Genomic DNA, 17,623 nt, shown 5'->3' with positions numbered 1-17,623 from the left:
TTATACGTAGTACGTTTATCGAAGCGAAGATTATAAAATAAGAAAAGGTACGTTGCAGATGTAACGTACCTTTTCTTATTCTAATTTTTTGTGCGCTAACGATTATTCCCTGTCGATCTACAATGTAAAAAACGTATCACGTATGACTTACAACGTATAACTTCTATCCGTTTCTTCCGGTAAGCATGGGTACAAATGAAAACAGATCAAAGGCCTCTTCCTGCAAGGAACCATCGGCCATTTTTGTAATACGCAACATGCGCTGATTATTGCCTTCATCTACGGGGATTACCATCAGCCCGCCGTCTTTCAGTTGTTGAATAAGTTTGGGAGGAATAAATGGCGCTGCTGCTGTAATGATGATTTTATCGAAGGGAGCGAAAGTGGGCAGTCCTTCAAAACCATCGCCATAGAAAAATTTTATATTGGGATATTTGCTTTTTAGAATGAAGTTTTTGTTCAGTTCAAATAATTTCTTCTGCCGCTCGATTGTAAAAACCCTTGCTCCCATTTCTGCCAGTACAGATGCCTGGTACACACTGCCTGTACCAATTTCCAACACTTTGTCAGAACGTTTTATTTGTAATAACTGGGTTTGATATGCCACGGTGTATGGCTGGGAAATTGTCTGGTCTTCTCCGATCGGAAAAGCTCTGTCTTCATAGGCTATCTTGTCAAATGCTGAGTCTAAAAAAAAGTGACGGGGAATGTTTTTGATTGCATCCAATACATTTTCATCCGTTATTCCTTTCTGTTGTAACAGTTTAACCAATTGCATCCGCAATCCCTTGTGCCGGTAAGTATCTTTAAATTCTCTCATAGTGCAAATACAAAGGTACTATAACTACATAGCCGCTTCCAAAAGATACGAATTAATGTGGGAAGAATTGGGATGGGAAAAATTTACTCACAGGGGAGAGGCATGAGGTCTCAGGTATCAGGTATCAGGTTTTAGCTATGAGCTTTCAGCTATCAGCTATTGGCTATTGGCAAGCAGGCTTATTAAACTATGTCATAAAAAATGCGCAGGAAAAACTCCTGCGCATTGAATACTTAATATCTATTATTAAAATCTGTAAACTTGGTATCAACCTCTCGATACCAGAAACCTGATACCTGATACCTGATACCTGATACCTGATACCTCATTGCTAATAGCTAATAGCCGATAGCTGACAGCTACTTCAACTTCATATCTTCAATAATCCCCTTGATCCTGTTTTCCAGCACAGTGTATGTTGCATCAAATTCTTCTTTGCTGTTCAGTTTGGTGTTGACGCTGAAATAGAATTTGATCTTGGGTTCGGTACCTGAAGGACGTGCAGATATTTTAGATCCGTCTTCCAATATAAATTGCAGTACGTTGCTTTTTGGAAGCGTGATATCTTTCGTTTCTCCGGTTGAAAGATTTTTTGCCACCTGTAATTGATAGTCCAGCAAGTGTACAACTTTAGACCCATTGATGGTAGCCGGAGGATTGTTGCGATAGCTTTGCATCATTTCAGCAATTTCTTCCTGCCCTCTCATGCCTTTTTTGGTAATGCTGATCAGGTGTTCAAGATAGAAGCCATACTGAACATACAGCTCAACCAGTTTTTCATACAGGGTTTTACCGTTTTCTTTTTCGTAGGCTGCCATTTCGCACAACAAAGCAACTGCAGACACAGCATCTTTATCTCTCAATTGATCGCCGATCATTAAACCATAACTTTCTTCACCACCAATGATATAATGTTCTTTGCCTTCTTTTTCTTTGATCAGTTCAGCGATCCATTTAAAGCCGGTCAACACATCATAACAAGCTACATTATTTTTCTTTGCAATTTCATTGATCAGCTCGGTAGTTACAATTGTTTTGATCACCATGTCGTTCGGGCGTGCAATGCCTTTTACTTTACGGGCTTCAATCATATAAGCACAGGCAAGTACTGCTGTCTGATTACCATTCATCAGCACCCACTCCCCTTTGTGATTCTTAACACCAATCCCCACACGGTCGGCATCAGGGTCTGTACCAGCCAGGATATCAGCATCGATTGTCTTGGCTTTTTTCAAGCCGATACTCATCGCTTCACTTTCTTCCGGATTGGGATAAACAACAGTTGGGAAATTACCATCCGGCGTAGCCTGTTCCTCAACAATGTTCACATTGGTAAATCCGAATTGTTTCAACACTTCCGGTACAAGCATAATACCTGTGCCGTGTATAGGCGTGTAAACTATTTTAAGATCTTTCTGTTTTTCGATCACTTCAGGATAAACGCTCAGCCCTTTCACCATCCTGATGTATGCATCATCAATATCTTTTCCGATCAGGGTGATATTACTTTCACCACCGCTCCATTTTACATCGTCAACGCTGGCAATGGCCTCTACTTCGTGGATTACATTCTTATCATGCGGAGGAACAAGCTGACCGCCATCGTTCCAGTAAGCTTTATATCCGTTATATTCTTTGGGATTGTGCGACGCAGTACAAATTACGCCACCCTGACATTGCAGATGTCTTATTGTAAAAGACAATTCAGGAGTTGGACGCAATGCCTCAAACAAGTAGACCTTTATTCCGTTTGCTGCAAAAACATTCGCAACTGTTTCAGCAAAAAAGCGGCTGTTGTTGCGGCTATCATGACCGATAACCACTTTAACCGGCTCATCACCATATGTTTTCTTCAGATAATTGGCAAACCCTTGTGTAGCCATACCCACCGTGTACTTATTCATGCGGTTGGTGCCTACACCCATTATACCACGCAAACCACCTGTACCAAACTCGAGGTTACGATAAAAAGCTTCTGTCAACTCCTCGGAATTCTCTTTCTCCATTTTTTTGATCGCATCTTTGGTAGCCTGGTCGTAATTACCGTTAAGCCATGCATCCGCTTTGGCCTGAATTGCAGTATCCATATTTTTACCGTTTTAAGATTGAAGAACAATTTTAAGCATATTTACTAAATGTGTACCTATTAATTAAATTTTTATTGCTATTTAATAATACCTGTTTTTTAGCGCAATTCATCTGTTATTAATTTAATACGTACGTTTGCGCTGATGAAGAAGATATTTTGGCTTTTACTTTTATGGCCTTTTCACCAAGCGCTAAGTCAGGATTCATTAGCCATTTTAAGTTCAATTCCGCAACAGGATACATTAATAACAAATTTTCTGCCCGATTCAACTTTTGCACAAAAGCCATCTTCCGGGCTTAATAAAAAAAGAGTATACACTGTAGCTGCCATTGATGCAGCTGTGCTGGTTGGTACCGGCATCAGTCTTTATAATACATGGTACAGTTCCTATCCGCAATCGGATTTTCATTTTTTTAACGACAATGGCGAATGGTTGCAGGTTGATAAATTCGGCCATTCCTACACCTGCTACACGCTGAGCCGGTTAAGTGCTGAATCATGGAGATGGGCCGGGTTAAGTCAAAGACAGAGTACGTGGATTGGTGCGGCGAGCGGTATGGCCTACCAGACAATAGTGGAAGTGATGGATGGCTTTTCTGCAAACTGGGGATTTAGCTGGGGCGACTATGTAGCAAACACCGCCGGCGCTGCTTTGTTTGTTGGACAACAACTTGTTTGGGGCGAACAACGCATTTCTTATAAATTTTCGTTTCACAAGATCGATTACGGTAGCCAGGAGCTGAATGACAGAGCGGACGATATTTTCGGCAGTACAACGCGCGAACGCATGCTAAAAGATTATAACAGTCAAACTTACTGGTTGAGCGCCAACCTGAAATCTTTTTTTAAACACAGCAATCTGCCTAAATGGTTGAATGTTGCTGTAGGCTATGGAGCAAACAATATGTTTGGCGCATATTACAATTCATGGACCGATCCTTCAAATGGGCATGTTATCAACCATGAGCAAGACATGCCGCGTTACCGGCAATTTTATATAGCGCCGGATGTTGATTTTACCAAAATCAAAACAAAAAGCAAACTCTTAAAAACAACCTTTTCTATTCTTAACTGTTTAAAATTCCCGGCGCCATCTATTGAGTTTTCACAGGGAAAAGTGAAGTGGAACTGGCTCACTTTTTAGAAGAGAGTAAAATAGTAAGATCGTAAGACATGTAAGACCCGTAAGACGTGTAAGATTTCAAGAGGGTAAGAGTGAAAGAAAGATGACCGCGGCGAGTAGAGAAATGCATCCTCTTCTGAAAAAAAGAACCGCATACAAGGTTGGGTTTTACATTCAGGTACTTCGTACTTCGTAAATCGTACTTCCCCCACATTGCGCCTACATCGTCTAACACCGGATAGTAAGACCGTAAGACGGGAAGACATGTAAGACATGTAAGACCGTAAGACCCGTAAGACGGGTAAGATTTCAAGAGGGTAAGAGTGAAAGAAAGATGACCGCGGCGAGTAGAGAAATGTATCCTCTACTGCAGAAAGAGGATTGCACGCAGGACTGGGTTTTACAATCAAGTACTTCGTAAATCGTACTTACCCCACATTGCGCCTACATCGTACATCGTACATCTAACACCATACATCTACCACCGTACATCTTATCACATCTGAATGTACGCTCCGGTTACTTCGTCGCCGACTGTTTCTACCTGGATGAAATCCTGGGAGGTTGTAGCCAGGGACAGGCCCACATAATCGGGCTTGACAGGAAACAATTTGTGCATGCGTTCTACCAATACCATCGTTTGGATGCGTTTGGGATGATAGTTCAGCAACGGCTTCATTGCATATAAAAGCGTTTTTCCCCTATTGGACACATCGTCAACAATAACAATATTTTTATCATTAAAATCGACATTCCCGTCAATGGTCACTTCTGCCGGATGATTTTTATCAAGTGTAATTGTGACTACCTCCACCTGGTTGGGGATATAATTTTTTAATGCTGATGCTATTTTCTGAGCGATTACAGTACCACTGCTTAACACGCCCAGCAGCACAACAGGTGCTTCATCTCCAGCAATAGCTTCTGCAATCTCCAAAGCAATTCTTTGCAGTTTATATTTAATCTCCTCAGCCGTCAAAACATATTTTTTCTCACTCATTGTAAACAATTAGAAGGGCAAATTAAGGAAATTATGATTTGAAATTTGAAATTTCAGATTTGAGATTAGACGATGCCTGACCCGAATTCGCGGCATTTGCCCTTTGACAAAGTACAAGTTCCGAAACCCCATTTTTATGCCGTCACCTGACACTGATACCTGATACCTGAAACCTGATACCTTATATATTTTTCCTCACTCCTCACTCCTTCCCCCGACTACAACATCCATCACATTTGTCTGGGTTGGCCCCGTAATTACCAGGCCACCGGTTTGTTTGAAAAAGTGCCAGGCGTCATTATCATCAAGGAAATGCTGAACATCCAATTTAAGTTCATTTGCTTTTTGCAAAACATCCTTATCTATAACGGCGCCGGCTGCATCCGTTGGTCCATCAGTTCCATCTGTTCCGCCTGACAGGATCACCGGACAATCTTTTAAAGACGTATTTTTTTTCTGCAAAGCCGATAGTGCAGCAAGTGCAAAGTGCTGATTGCGGCCGCCCTTTCCGCTGCCAGAAATAGTGACGGTCGTCTCCCCTCCCATCAGGTAACATGTATTTTTTGTGGAACCAGATTGAAGCTTATCAACAAACTCTTTAGCCCTGTCGGACGCTTCACCTTTAAGATCTTCATCCACAATTTCAACATCATACCCCAGAGATGAGGCCCTGGCCGCAGCAGCATGCAACGCAATACTATTGCTCCCGATTATCTTGTTGAGAACTTTATTAAATCTTTCAGGCGAATTGCTCCTTTTGGATGAAATTCCTTTATGGAGATCAAGGCATTTTCTTACGGACTCCGGAACTTTGTTTAAGATGCGGTACTGCTGAAGGATTTCAAGAGCCTGTTCCGGCGTTGAGCTATCCTGCACAGTCAGTCCGCTTGCAATGCTACTCAGGTCATCTCCTGCTACATCACTTATAATCAGCGACACAATGCCGGCCCCGTTAGCAGCCAATACCAGTCCGCCACCTTTTAACGTTGAAATATTTTTTCGGACAACATTTAATTCGTGGATACTCGCGCCGGATTTCAATAATAGTTTTGAAGTATGTTGCAGATCCTCTAATGAGATTCCATCCTCTACATCTGCCAGCAAAGCTGACGCGCCACCGCTTATGCAAACAATCAGCAAATCATGATCCGTAAGTTTCCTTAAAAATAATTTTACTTCATCCGCTGCTTCTTTGCTTTTTTCATCAGGTACCGGATGTCCGGCTTCAATGATGCGGCAATGTTTCAGAGGCAAAGCATGATCATATTTGGTTACGACAAGTCCACCTGCAATAAAACTCCCTAAAATATTCTCCGCTGCTACAGCCATAGCTGCGGCCGCTTTTCCTACAGAAAGCAGGAATATTCTCTTACGATCAACGCTGTAAGTTTTTTCTTCCACCTGTAATACACCATCAACAACCTTAAGTACCGAAGGCATTAATACAGCGGGCTGCACTGCGTTTATCGCCGCCTCAAAAATTGCCAGTGCGTCTTGTCTCTTCATAATAACTTTCAATTAACTTTTATCTCAACAACATCATTTGCCTTATATGCTCACGTCTAAAAAACTATTTAACCAACACCTTCCATTGCCTGAAGCAATCGCTCCGTTCAGTGCTAAGATATTTTTCGGGTTGCTAATTTTGTTTTTATTTATATCATTACTTTCGGCAACCCGGCCTGATACCTGAAACCTGTTACCTGGTAACTGTCATTCCTCACAAAATATTACAAAAAACATTATCTTCGGTTACAGATAGTTGCATAACTAACTATTTATATTTGCCGCACTGTAAATGTTAACCATATGAATCGTATCATTAAAAAAGTTGCAGTTTTAGGAAGTGGTGTTATGGGCTCTCGCATTGCATGCCATTTTGCAGGTATTGGTGTACAGGTTTTATTGTTGGATATAGTACCAAAAGATCTTCCGGCTGATGCGCCCGCAATAGCAAAAAACAAAATTGTAAACGATGCATTACAGGCAACATTAAAAAGCAATCCTTCGCCGGTTTATGATAAGTCCGTTATCAAGAGAATAACCACAGGCAATTTTGATGATAACATGAAAGACATTGCCAGCTATGATTGGGTAATTGAAGTAGTAGTGGAGCGATTGGACATTAAACAACAGGTATACGAGAAGGTTGAGCAATACAGAAAGCCCGGCACGCTTATAACATCCAACACATCAGGCATACCAATCAACATGCTGAGTGAAGGAAGAAGCGATGATTTTAAAAAACATTTCTGCGGCACACACTTTTTTAATCCGCCGCGCTACCTGCGTCTACTGGAAATTATTCCTACAAAAGATACCGATAAAGAAGTTGTTGACTTTCTGATGAATTATGGCGATGTTTTTCTTGGTAAAACCACCGTGCTTGCTAAAGACACGCCCGCTTTTATTGCTAACAGGATCGGCGTGTTTGGTATCATGAGCATCTTCAACAGTATGGAAAAACTCGGTCTGACTATTGATGAAGTGGATGCACTTACCGGACCTGTAATTGGCCGTCCGAAATCAGCTACTTTCAGAACTGCTGATGTTGTTGGCATTGACACATTGGTAAATGTTGCAAAAGGCGTTGCGAAAAATTGTCCGCAAGATGAAGCATCTGCCATTTTTAATATACCGGCATGGCTGGAAACAATGGTCAGCAACAAGTGGCTGGGCGACAAAACAGGCCAGGGCTTTTTTAAGAAAACAACCAACACGAAAGGTGAAAAAGAGATATTGGTGCTAGATCTGGTTTCATCCAATTATATAGCACGCAGCAAACCGAAATTTGCAACACTTGAAACCGCTAAGCCAATTGATGATCTCAAGACAAGATTAAAAGCACTCATTGCCGGTAAGGACAAGGCCGGAGAATTCTATCGCCATTTTCATTACGCACTATTTTCTTACATATCTCATCGCATTCCTGAAATAAGTGATGATCTGTATCGCGTGGACGACGCAATGATGGCGGGTTTTGGCTGGGAGATCGGCGCCTTTGAAAGCTGGGATGTTCTAGGTGTTCAAAAGACGACTGAAGCAATGAAAGCCGCGGGCTATACAGTTGCTCCATGGGTAGATGAAATGCTCGCAAAAGGATTTACTTCTTTCTATAAAACAGAAAACGGGAAAAAGTTATACTACGATATAGCTTCTCACAGCTATAAAAATATTCCGGGAACGGAGGCTTTTATTATCCTGGATAATTACTCCGATAAGATTGTTTGGAAGAACAGCAATGCAGCCCTTTACGATATTGGCGACGATGTTGTTGCGCTGCAATGGAACACAAAAATGAATACCATCGGAAGTGAAGTTCTCGAGGCTGTTAATAAAAGCATCGGAATTGCTGAAGAGAAGTTTAAAGGATTGGTCATCGCAAATGACGGCGCCAATTTCAGTGCAGGAGCTAATGTGGGAATGATCTTCATGTTTGCCGTTGAACAGGAATATGATGAGCTGGATATGGCCATTCGCCTGTTCCAAAATACGATGATGCGCGTGCGTTATTCCGGTATTCCGGTTGTCATTGCACCACACGGACTTTCATTAGGCGGCGGCTGTGAAATGAACCTGCATGCAGACAAAGTTTGTGCAGCTGCGGAGACATATATTGGACTGGTGGAACTGGGTGTTGGCTTGATTCCTGGCGGCGGCGGAACAAAAGAGTTTGTGCTTCGTGCTGCCGACGAAATGCACGAAGATGAGCCGGAAACCATTACATTAAAAAACAGGTTCCTTACTATAGCGACTGCCAGGGTTGCAACCTCTGCCGCTGAAGCATACCAGATGGGCATTTTGCGAAAAGGCCTGGATGAGGTTGTGATTAATCAAAACCGTCGTATCGCCGAAGCAAAACGGAGTGTACTTGAGTTGCATGAAAGTGGTTATACAACACCAGTTCAAAGAAAAGATATCAAAGTCCTGGGACGCTCTGCACTGGGTGCTCTATATGCAGGCATCAATGGTATGTGGCGTGCAAATTATGCAACCGAGCATGACGCCTTTGTTGCACGCAAACTCGCTTACGTTATGTGCGGTGGTGATCTGAGCGATCAAAGCCTGGTAAGCGAACAATATTTGCTCGACCTGGAAAGAGAAGCGTTCTTAAGTCTCGCAGGTGAAAGAAAATCACTGGAAAGAATACAGGGAGTGTTAAAGACGGGAAAACCGGTGAGGAATTAATTGAAAATGGAGAATTGAGAATTGACAATGAGTGGTAAAGTAATAAGTTTTACGTTATACGTTGATTGGAGCGAAGATTAGATGGTTAGGTCTCTGTGCAACTCAGTGCCTCCTCTGTGAAGCTCTGTGTAACAATTATACATTATGGCTTACCGTGATCATTTTCTATTTTGATTTATCGTCCATCAATAGGCTCAGTTTACAATTAAATAACATCCCTCATGTTCCCTGATTGCCAACGCTTGCAGATCGGGTGCGATTGAGACGGGTTTAGCGGTAGCGTTCAATCACTTTTTTTGTTGTTCTTTTGCATCATGAAAAGAAAAATACCACTGATACTAATTTTTTTTACGCTGCCCCATTTCCTATTTGCATGGGGCGTGGTTGGACACAAAACCGTTGCAGAAATAGCCCGCATGCATCTTTGCAAACGCACCATTCGCGGCATTAATGAATTACTCAACAATCAGTCATTAGCTTCTATAAGTGCTACACCGGACGACATGCGTTATGATAAAGAATATGCTCAAACAGGTCCGTGGCATTACATCAACCCGCCGGATGGTTTAGATCATGATGGATTTATCAGGTATGTTTCTCAGAAAGATTCAGTGAATGAATATACCGTCCTGAACAAGATGATCGCTGATTTTAAAAATCCTTCAGCGACAAGAGAACAAAAACTTTTCGCGCTAAGATATATCGTACACCTTGTTGGCGATATTCATCAGCCCTTGCATGCAGGAAGAGGCGAAGACCTTGGTGGCAATAAGATCAAAATGATGGTTCGTGGTAAAGAAAGCAATTTGCACAGCGTGTGGGATGGTTCCATTATAGAGAACACCAACCTGTCTTATAAAGAACTGGCCAATCAATGCAATAAAGCAATTACCAAAGAACAAAGAAAAGCGTGGAAAAAGACCACTATAGCAGACTGGGTGTATGAGTCATATACAGTAAGTCGTGAAATTTATGCAGATGCAACCAAAAGCACGACTGTTTCTTATCAGTATTTCGAGAAGTATACACCTACAACAGAAGAAAGACTTAGCCAGGCTGGTATTCGCTTAGCTGAAGTATTAAACAGCTTATTCTAATGTCCATCTCAACCTATTATAAAAAGCCAGCAGGGTAGCTGGCTTTTTGTTTTTGAGGCCCTGAAAAAAAATTACTTAGCTGTCGGAAATATGGGAAACAACAGGTTAGTATTGCTTATGAAGGCGATCTTTTTACTATCCGGCGACCATGATGGTGTATTGATCGTTCCCTGTCCGCCATACAGGTATGCTATCACCTTCGAAGGACCGCCACTTACCGGCATCATACGGATGTACACATGCTTATAAAAAGGATGATCGGATGCAGACACATCTTTTCCAAAAGTTATATAGACAATCGACTTTCCATCGGGAGAAACATGCGGAAACCAATTGTTCAACGAATCATTGGTAATTTGTTCCTGGTTGCTTCCATCCGGCTTCATACGCCAGATCTGCATTGTTCCGGTTCGTGCTGAATTAAAATAAATGAACTGTCCGTCAGGAGTAAACTCACTGCCGTCGTCTAACCCTTTTGCTGTGGTTAACTGAATTTCTTTTCCTCCGGAGGATGGTATTTTATAGATGTCAAATTCATTGTTGCGCTGCCCGGTGAAGATGAGAAATTTCCCATCCGGCGACCAGCCGTGCAAATAAGATGGTGCAGTCTCGGTGATTCTTTTAGGCTCGCCTCCCGTTACCGGTAAAGTATAAACGATTGAACCTTTACGTTCTTTATCATAATTGCTGATGCCCAGCATTTTTCCATCGAAGGACATTACATGGTCATTATTATTTTGTTTGGCAGAACCTGTGTTAAGCAAGGTTGGCGTTGTTGTCTTCAGATCAAATGTGTACAGTAAGCCATCCGCGTTATACAATAACCTGTTACCATCGTTCATCCAATTGGGAGCCTGGATAGAACCCTTCGACTGGTAAATGATCTTACTAAACCCGTTGGATACATCCATTAGTTCAAGATGACTTCCTATATATTGTTTGTAAGGAACAAGGGTATCTGGCGCAGGAACTACAATCCGCACATTTCTGAAAACAGCTTTTTCAATTACAGCAGGATTATGAGAACAAACAAATATTCCCACATAAACATCATCTCCAAGATCAACATCCGACAGTTGTTGCTCTGTAAACAGATCTCCATTTTTTGCAACAGATAGTGTATAGACTTTCCCTTTACGTTCCAGCTGAACCACGTCGGCTCCGGTAATTGGCATCTTTATTTCTTCTGTGTTCGCTCCGGTTGTGCGTCGAAATTGCAACGACGTCAAGCCATCACCGTGAACAACTCCATTGATATGTGTGGAAGAAGAATCCAACGAAGTTCTCACCATCCAACCCCATTTTCTATGCTGTTCCACTCCTTTTCCAATAAAGGCAGCTGTAGTGCGAACGATAAAATCGCCTTTCATTTTCTTGTACACAAAATGAAATTCATCATGGCCGAACCACATGTTTGTTCCGGCGCCTTCAACGGTATATTCCTGTGATGATGGATCATACATTACAGAACCATGTTTTTGTACATTACCAACATCTGTATCTGCATCAAAAATGCCGGGGCTATTTTGTGAGTAGGACAGGATTACTGAAAAATTTGCAAGCAGGCAAAGCATTAGATTTTTCATAACTGCACACATAAATTTAAATTGAGCTATTCTCACGTTTCAAGAGCATCAACGTAATTGCTTGATATTATTCTTTAAATAGACCTTCTTAAATTTAACCAATAATTTCCGTTGCCTGCATACTACGAAAAAAATTAGCGGGAACGCATGACGTATCAGGTTCAATCTGCCTGCTAAAACGATTATTTTAAGGTCTTGATCGCCGTTTTTTGGCTATCTTTCACCCTCAAATTACCTAAAACAACGATCTTGAAAAGGCTGCTTATCTGCTTGTTATTATGCTTATGCCTGCGTGAAGCAAACGCTCAAAAAAAGAATGCTTCTTTTAATCTCCGCATTCACAGAACACTTACCCCGGTTACCATTGATGGAATAGCTGACGACTCTGCGTGGAAAGCAGCAGAATCTACCAGCCAGTTCTGGATGGTACTGCCAATGGATACAAGTTTTGCAAATGTGCGGACGGATGTAAGCATGTCGTACGACAACAACAATCTTTATGTACTCGCCACCTGCCACAATTTTGTAAAGGGCCGGCATATGGTTGAATCGTTAAGGAGAGATTTTGGTTTTTTAAAGAATGACAATTTCATCTTCTTCATGGATACATTTGAAGATCAGACAACCGGCTTCAGTTTCGGCGCCAATGCCTTCGGTGCACAGTGGGACGGCGCCATGTATGAGGGTGGAAAAGTAGATTTGAACTGGGATAACAAGTGGACCTCCGTTGTAAAAAATTACGATGATAAATGGATCTTCGAAGCAGCCATTCCGTTTAAGACCATCCGCTATAAAAAGGATTCAAAAGAGTGGGGCATTAATTTTAGCCGCAATGATTTGAAGACGACGGAAAAATCAAGCTGGGCGCCTGTTCCCAGGCAGTTTCCGACAGCTTCACTTGCTTACACAGGTACACTCGTTTGGGATGAACCGCCGCCCGCACCACGATCAAACATTTCTGTAATACCCTACGTTCTTGGAAGTGTCTCAAAAAGCTATGATCCGCACAAAGACGCCGTATACAAAAAAGATTTTGGCGCTGATGCTAAAATTGCTGTAACCTCCGCATTAAATCTTGACCTGACCGTACGGCCGGATTTTTCGCAGGTTGAAGTAGATAAGCAGGTCGCAAACCTTAGCCGTTTTGAGTTATTCTTTCCGGAAAGAAGGCAGTTCTTTCTTGAGAACGGAGACATCTTTGCGAACTTTGGTTATACCGATATCAGGCCTTTCTTTTCCAGGAGAATCGGGCTGGGCGTACCGATCAATTACGGTGCACGCTTAAGCGGGAAGCTGGACAAAAACTGGCGCATCGGCGTGATGGATATGCGGACTGCTTCTGTGGACGAAACGGCATTGCCTGCACAGAATTTTGCGGTGCTCTCCCTGCAGCGTAAAGTTTTTAAGCGATCCAATATTGCTTTTATCTATGTAGATAAAGCATCAATGAATTATAATCCAACTGCTGCTGATAGTGTAAAAGGCGTTTACCAACAATACAACAGAAATATTGGGTTGGAGTACAATCTTGCATCTTCCAACAACATCTGGACAGGAAAAGCAATGGCACTCAAATCCTTTGCTCCCAACCTTAAAGGAAATGACTGGACGTATGCAGGCCACCTGCAATACAGCAGTAAGAAATGGTTGATCTACGGACAGACACAATATGTTGGCAACAATTACACAGCTGAAGTTGGCTATGTTCCGCGTAGGGATTATATCAAATTGAATCCGCAGGTCAGCTATTATTTCTTTCCGAAAGGGGGGAACATTCTTACGCACGGGCCGGTATTCACAAGCATTTATTATTTCAATACCAGGTTCAAACAAACGGATCATAGTAATGTATTGTCTTACCTGTTTACTTTCAGGAGCAAGGCTACATTATCCCTCGTTACACAAAACGATTACGTTCAGTTATTGAATCCTTATGATCCAACCAATACAGGAAAAGACACATTAGCGCGGGGCACACAGCATAAATGGAACACCGTTGGCTTTGATTATGTTTCGGCGCCACAGCACTTATTTACTTACACTGCATCTTTCCGTTATGGAGGATATTATGCAGACGGCAACCTGTTAACCGCCGCAAGCGATATCGGGTACCGTTTTCAGCCTTTTGTGAACATTACCATGAGCACAAGCTATAACAAGCTAATGCTTCCTCAACCATGGGGCAATACAAGCTTTTTATTAGTCGGCCCAAGAATAGATATTACGTTTACCAACAAATTATTTTTTACCACCTACATTCAATACAACGAACAACAAAAGAACCTGAACATCAATTCCCGTTTTCAATGGAGATACAAACCTGCGTCTGACCTCTTCCTGGTTTATACAGATAATTATTACCCCGGACCGTTTGCCGTTAAAACACGAGCGTTTGTGCTGAAGTTCAATTATTGGTGGAATATCTAGAGGTCAATAGTGAATGGTGAATAGTGAAAGGTGTAGCAGACTTTGTTTTTTTTGAGCTGCTCTTGGAGGAAGCTTTTTTTGTTACACAGAGAAAAATACAGAGAAGACACAGAGTTACACGGAGATATTCTCTGTGCAACTCCGCGTCTTCTGTGTCACTCTGTATAACTGTATTTCACACATAAGGTATTAATAAATACTCAGCTGCTTGCACTTTTCACTATTCACTATTGACCATTCACCACCGCCCCACCACAGGATGGTTAAATACTCATTTTTCTGTAGATTACGCGCTTTCATTTAATCCTTTAACAACTTGGCCATGCTACGTTTTTTAAAAGCCCGCCCTTCGCAATTTGTTTGTTCATTATTACTTGTGATCACAACAGGCATCTCTGGTGCCGTGTTTGCAGTGCCGCAATGCACTCCGGTAAAATTGCAATGCGAGCATCTCGGGAATCCGATAGGAATTGACAACGTACATCCACGATTTTCCTGGCAGTTGCAGGATACCCGCCCGGGCGCCAAACAACTGGCATATCAGATTGTAGTATCAACAGATTCTATCGCCCTTGACCAGGCAAATACGTGGCAGTCCGGCAAAATTAATAGCGATGTAACACTTGTGACTTATGCAGGCAAGCCATTGCAGCCACAAACAAGATATTACTGGAAGATTTTTGTATGGGATAAAGACGGCGTTAAAAGCAGCAGCACAACACATGCATTTGAAACAGGAATGATGCAGGCTGAAAATTGGAAAGGCGCCTGGATCAGCGATAACGATGATATAAATCTCAAACCTGCAGCATACTTCAGGAAAGAAGTCAATCTGAGCAAGAAGATAAAATTCGCGCGGGCTTATGTTGCGGCAGCAGGTCTCTTTGAACTAAGCATTAACGGCCGCCGTTTTGGTGATCATTATTTAGACCCAATGTACACAAGGTTCGACAGAAGAACACTGTATGTTGTGCATGATGTAACAGCAAGTTTACAACAAGGCAAAAATGCCATCGGCATGTTAATGGGAAATGGCTGGTACAACCATCAGTCAACAGCTGTATGGTTCTTTGATAAAGCACCGTGGCGCGGACGTCCGACATTTTGCATGGATATAAAGATCACTTTTGAGGATGGCTCTACAGAAACAATTTCATCGGGCAAAGACTGGAAAACGTCTTTAAGTCCGGTTATCTTCAACAGTATTTACACTGCAGAACATTACGATGCCAGGCTTGAGCAACAAGGCTGGGATTCGCCCGGATTTAACGACAGCAAATGGAAAGATGTAATATACCGCGCTGCACCGTCTACAAACATTGTTTCGCAAATGATGTATCCGGTAAAACATATTGAGGAAATTCCCACTGCACATCTTAATAAACTGAATGATACCACTTATGTGTTTGATCTGGGAAGAAACATCGCAGGCGTAAGTCATATCACAGTTCAAGGTGAAGCCGGGACAATCATATCGCTGAGACATGCTGAACGATTGAATGAGAACGGGCATGTTGATCAATCAAATATCGATGTTCATTATCGTCCTAAAGACAATACCGATCCTTTTCAAACAGACATCTTTATCCTATCCGGAAAAGGAGAAGAAAGTTTTGAGCCGCGCTTTAACTACAAAGGATTTCAATACGTAGAGGTAACCAGCAGCAAGCCGGTTACGTTATCGCAACAAAGTCTGAAAGGCTATTTCATGCACAGCGCAGTTCCGGCAATCGGTTCTGTTTCAACATCCAACCAAATGATGAATAAGCTTTGGTGGGCAACTAACAACTCTTACCTGTCAAATCTCTTTGGTTATCCGACTGATTGTCCGCAACGCGAAAAAAATGGCTGGACAGGCGATGCACATATAGCCAGTGAAACAGGTTTATACAACTTTGACGGCATCACCGTATATGAAAAATGGCTGGCAGATCACAGGGATGAACAGCAACCAAATGGTACGCTGCCTTCTATTATACCAACAGGCGGATGGGGGTATGAATGGGGTAACGGACCGGACTGGACAAGCACGATAGCGATTATTCCCTGGAACATTTACATGTTCTATGGTGACGAGAAACTGCTTCACGATTGCTATGACAATATCAAACGTTATGTTGACAGGATAACTGCTGTGAGTCCTACCGGCCTCACTACATGGGGACTAGGCGATTGGGTACCAGTAAAATCTCAGTCACCTGTAGAACTTACTTCCAGTGTCTATTATTTTGTTGATGCAACCATCCTGGCTAAAGCAGCCAAACTGTTTAATAAAACAGAAGATTTTGATACTTACAGCAAGCTGGCGGAAAAAATAAAAAATGCATTTAACAGTAAATACCTCAACAAACAAACCGGTATTTATGGTAAAGGGACACAAACAGAAATGAGTGCTCCGCTGCATTGGGGATTGGCTCCAGCTGAACTAAAAGCTAAAATAGCGGCCAATCTTGCAGAAAGAGTTAAGCTGGATAGTTTTCATCTTGATGTAGGTTTGCTCGGCACAAAAACAATCCTGAATGCATTAAGCGAAAATGGCTATGCTGACGCAGCTTACAAAATTGCCGCGCAGGAAAATTTTCCATCGTGGGGTTGGTGGATCGTAAATGGAGCTACCACTTTATATGAAAACTGGCCCATTGATGCTAAATCAGATATTTCCCGCAACCACATTATGTTTGGGGAAATCGGCGCTTGGATGTATAAAGGACTTGGAGGAATCTTTCCAGACGAAAGCAAGCCTGGTTTTAAGAACGTTTTGTTACAACCAAATTTTGTGGACGGTCTTGATAGCTTCTCTGCAACGCATGATGCTCCCGGTGGCCGCATTACTTCTTCCTGGAAGAAAAATCGAAATGAGGTTGCTTACAACGTAGTTGTTCCTGCAAATACAACTGCAACGCTGGCGCTTGATCTCATCAATAAAGCATTGTATAACGATGGAAAGATGGTGAGTTCGACTGACAAAGCAGTACGTGCAATTGGAAAAACTGAAAAAGGATTAAGCAGGTATAGTCTCACCGCAGGTAATTATAATTTTGTAATTAAATAATTGTTTTAAAGCTCTGTGCTTCTCTGTGTCTTCTCCTGTATTCCTCCGTGTAACAAAAAACATTACACTGAGTTTCACGGAGATGACGCAGAGGACCACGGAGTTTTTTATGTAATAAATTCAACTGTTGTTAAGTGAACAGTAAAACTATGAGGATAATGGAAAGCGGGGAGCGATCAAATTCCAGATCAGGGGTACGGATCAATTACTTTAGCAGGTTACTATCAATTATTAATTTATT

At 42.0% G+C, this 17,623-nt stretch carries 10 protein-coding genes; 5 read left to right on the top strand and 5 right to left on the bottom strand.

Going from position 1 to position 17,623, the window contains the following annotated elements:
- Positions 1-163: 163 nt before the first annotated feature.
- Positions 164-820, bottom strand: a complete 657-nt coding sequence (locus tag QTN47_RS01925; RefSeq protein WP_369327621.1) for a protein-L-isoaspartate(D-aspartate) O-methyltransferase — start codon at positions 818-820, stop codon at positions 164-166.
- A 359-nt stretch (positions 821-1,179) separates the two neighbouring features.
- Complete coding sequence (locus QTN47_RS01920) at positions 1,180-2,907, bottom strand: phospho-sugar mutase (RefSeq protein ID WP_369327620.1); 1,728 nt, start codon at positions 2,905-2,907, stop codon at positions 1,180-1,182.
- 144 nt (positions 2,908-3,051) lie between these two features.
- Here QTN47_RS01920 and QTN47_RS01915 point away from each other — a divergent pair, with 144 nt between their 5' ends.
- Complete coding sequence (locus QTN47_RS01915) at positions 3,052-4,053, top strand: DUF2279 domain-containing protein (protein ID WP_369327619.1); 1,002 nt, start codon at positions 3,052-3,054, stop codon at positions 4,051-4,053.
- Positions 4,054-4,528: 475 nt separating this feature from the next.
- On the opposite strand, the gene QTN47_RS01910 is transcribed toward QTN47_RS01915, so the two are convergent.
- Positions 4,529-5,032 carry a phosphoribosyltransferase family protein gene (locus QTN47_RS01910; RefSeq protein ID WP_369327618.1) on the bottom strand — a complete coding sequence of 168 codons (504 nt, stop codon included), beginning with the start codon at positions 5,030-5,032 and terminating at the stop codon, positions 4,529-4,531.
- Positions 5,033-5,227: 195 nt separating this feature from the next.
- Positions 5,228-6,538: a glycerate kinase type-2 family protein gene (locus QTN47_RS01905; protein WP_369327617.1), complete on the bottom strand. Its 1,311-nt coding sequence runs from the start codon at positions 6,536-6,538 to the stop codon at positions 5,228-5,230.
- A 303-nt stretch (positions 6,539-6,841) separates the two neighbouring features.
- Between QTN47_RS01905 and QTN47_RS01900 the strand changes: the two genes are divergently transcribed.
- Both QTN47_RS01900 and QTN47_RS01895 read left to right on the top strand, forming a co-directional pair.
- Positions 6,842-9,220 carry a 3-hydroxyacyl-CoA dehydrogenase/enoyl-CoA hydratase family protein gene (locus QTN47_RS01900; protein WP_369327616.1) on the top strand — a complete coding sequence of 793 codons (2,379 nt, stop codon included), beginning with the start codon at positions 6,842-6,844 and terminating at the stop codon, positions 9,218-9,220.
- A 314-nt stretch (positions 9,221-9,534) separates the two neighbouring features.
- Positions 9,535-10,317: a S1/P1 nuclease gene (locus QTN47_RS01895; RefSeq protein WP_369327615.1), complete on the top strand. Its 783-nt coding sequence runs from the start codon at positions 9,535-9,537 to the stop codon at positions 10,315-10,317.
- A 71-nt stretch (positions 10,318-10,388) separates the two neighbouring features.
- Here the strand turns inward: QTN47_RS01895 and QTN47_RS01890 are convergent, their stop codons facing one another.
- The gene (locus QTN47_RS01890; protein WP_369327614.1) at positions 10,389-11,903 is read right to left on the bottom strand and encodes a TolB family protein; all 1,515 of its coding nucleotides are present in this window, start codon (positions 11,901-11,903) and stop codon (positions 10,389-10,391) included.
- Positions 11,904-12,152: 249 nt separating this feature from the next.
- On the opposite strand from QTN47_RS01890, the gene QTN47_RS01885 reads away from it, so the two are divergent.
- Positions 12,153-14,330: a carbohydrate binding family 9 domain-containing protein gene (locus QTN47_RS01885; RefSeq protein WP_369327613.1), complete on the top strand. Its 2,178-nt coding sequence runs from the start codon at positions 12,153-12,155 to the stop codon at positions 14,328-14,330.
- Between the two features lie 322 nt (positions 14,331-14,652).
- On the top strand, positions 14,653-17,382 hold the full coding sequence (locus tag QTN47_RS01880) for an alpha-L-rhamnosidase (RefSeq protein WP_369327612.1): 2,730 nt from the start codon (positions 14,653-14,655) through the stop codon (positions 17,380-17,382).
- The last annotated feature ends 241 nt before the right edge of the window (positions 17,383-17,623 follow it).

Source organism: Danxiaibacter flavus, assembly GCF_041060425.1.
In the GTDB taxonomy this organism is placed as follows: Bacteria; Bacteroidota; Bacteroidia; order Chitinophagales; family Chitinophagaceae; genus Danxiaibacter; species Danxiaibacter flavus.
The sequence above is the reverse complement of the archived record's forward strand: the minus strand, read 5'-3'. Positions and strand labels throughout refer to the sequence as shown.

Excerpts from the sequence above, each read along its gene's own strand:
- QTN47_RS01925 (WP_369327621.1), bottom strand. The coding sequence starts at position 820 with ATGAGAGAATTTAAAGATACTTACCGGCACAAGGGATTGCGGATGCAA.
- QTN47_RS01920 (WP_369327620.1), bottom strand. The coding sequence starts at position 2,907 with ATGGATACTGCAATTCAGGCCAAAGCGGATGCATGGCTTAACGGTAAT.
- QTN47_RS01915 (WP_369327619.1), top strand. The coding sequence starts at position 3,052 with ATGAAGAAGATATTTTGGCTTTTACTTTTATGGCCTTTTCACCAAGCG.
- QTN47_RS01910 (WP_369327618.1), bottom strand. The coding sequence starts at position 5,032 with ATGAGTGAGAAAAAATATGTTTTGACGGCTGAGGAGATTAAATATAAA.
- QTN47_RS01905 (WP_369327617.1), bottom strand. The coding sequence starts at position 6,538 with ATGAAGAGACAAGACGCACTGGCAATTTTTGAGGCGGCGATAAACGCA.
- QTN47_RS01900 (WP_369327616.1), top strand. The coding sequence starts at position 6,842 with ATGAATCGTATCATTAAAAAAGTTGCAGTTTTAGGAAGTGGTGTTATG.
- QTN47_RS01895 (WP_369327615.1), top strand. The coding sequence starts at position 9,535 with ATGAAAAGAAAAATACCACTGATACTAATTTTTTTTACGCTGCCCCAT.
- QTN47_RS01890 (WP_369327614.1), bottom strand. The coding sequence starts at position 11,903 with ATGAAAAATCTAATGCTTTGCCTGCTTGCAAATTTTTCAGTAATCCTG.
- QTN47_RS01880 (WP_369327612.1), top strand. The coding sequence starts at position 14,653 with ATGCTACGTTTTTTAAAAGCCCGCCCTTCGCAATTTGTTTGTTCATTA.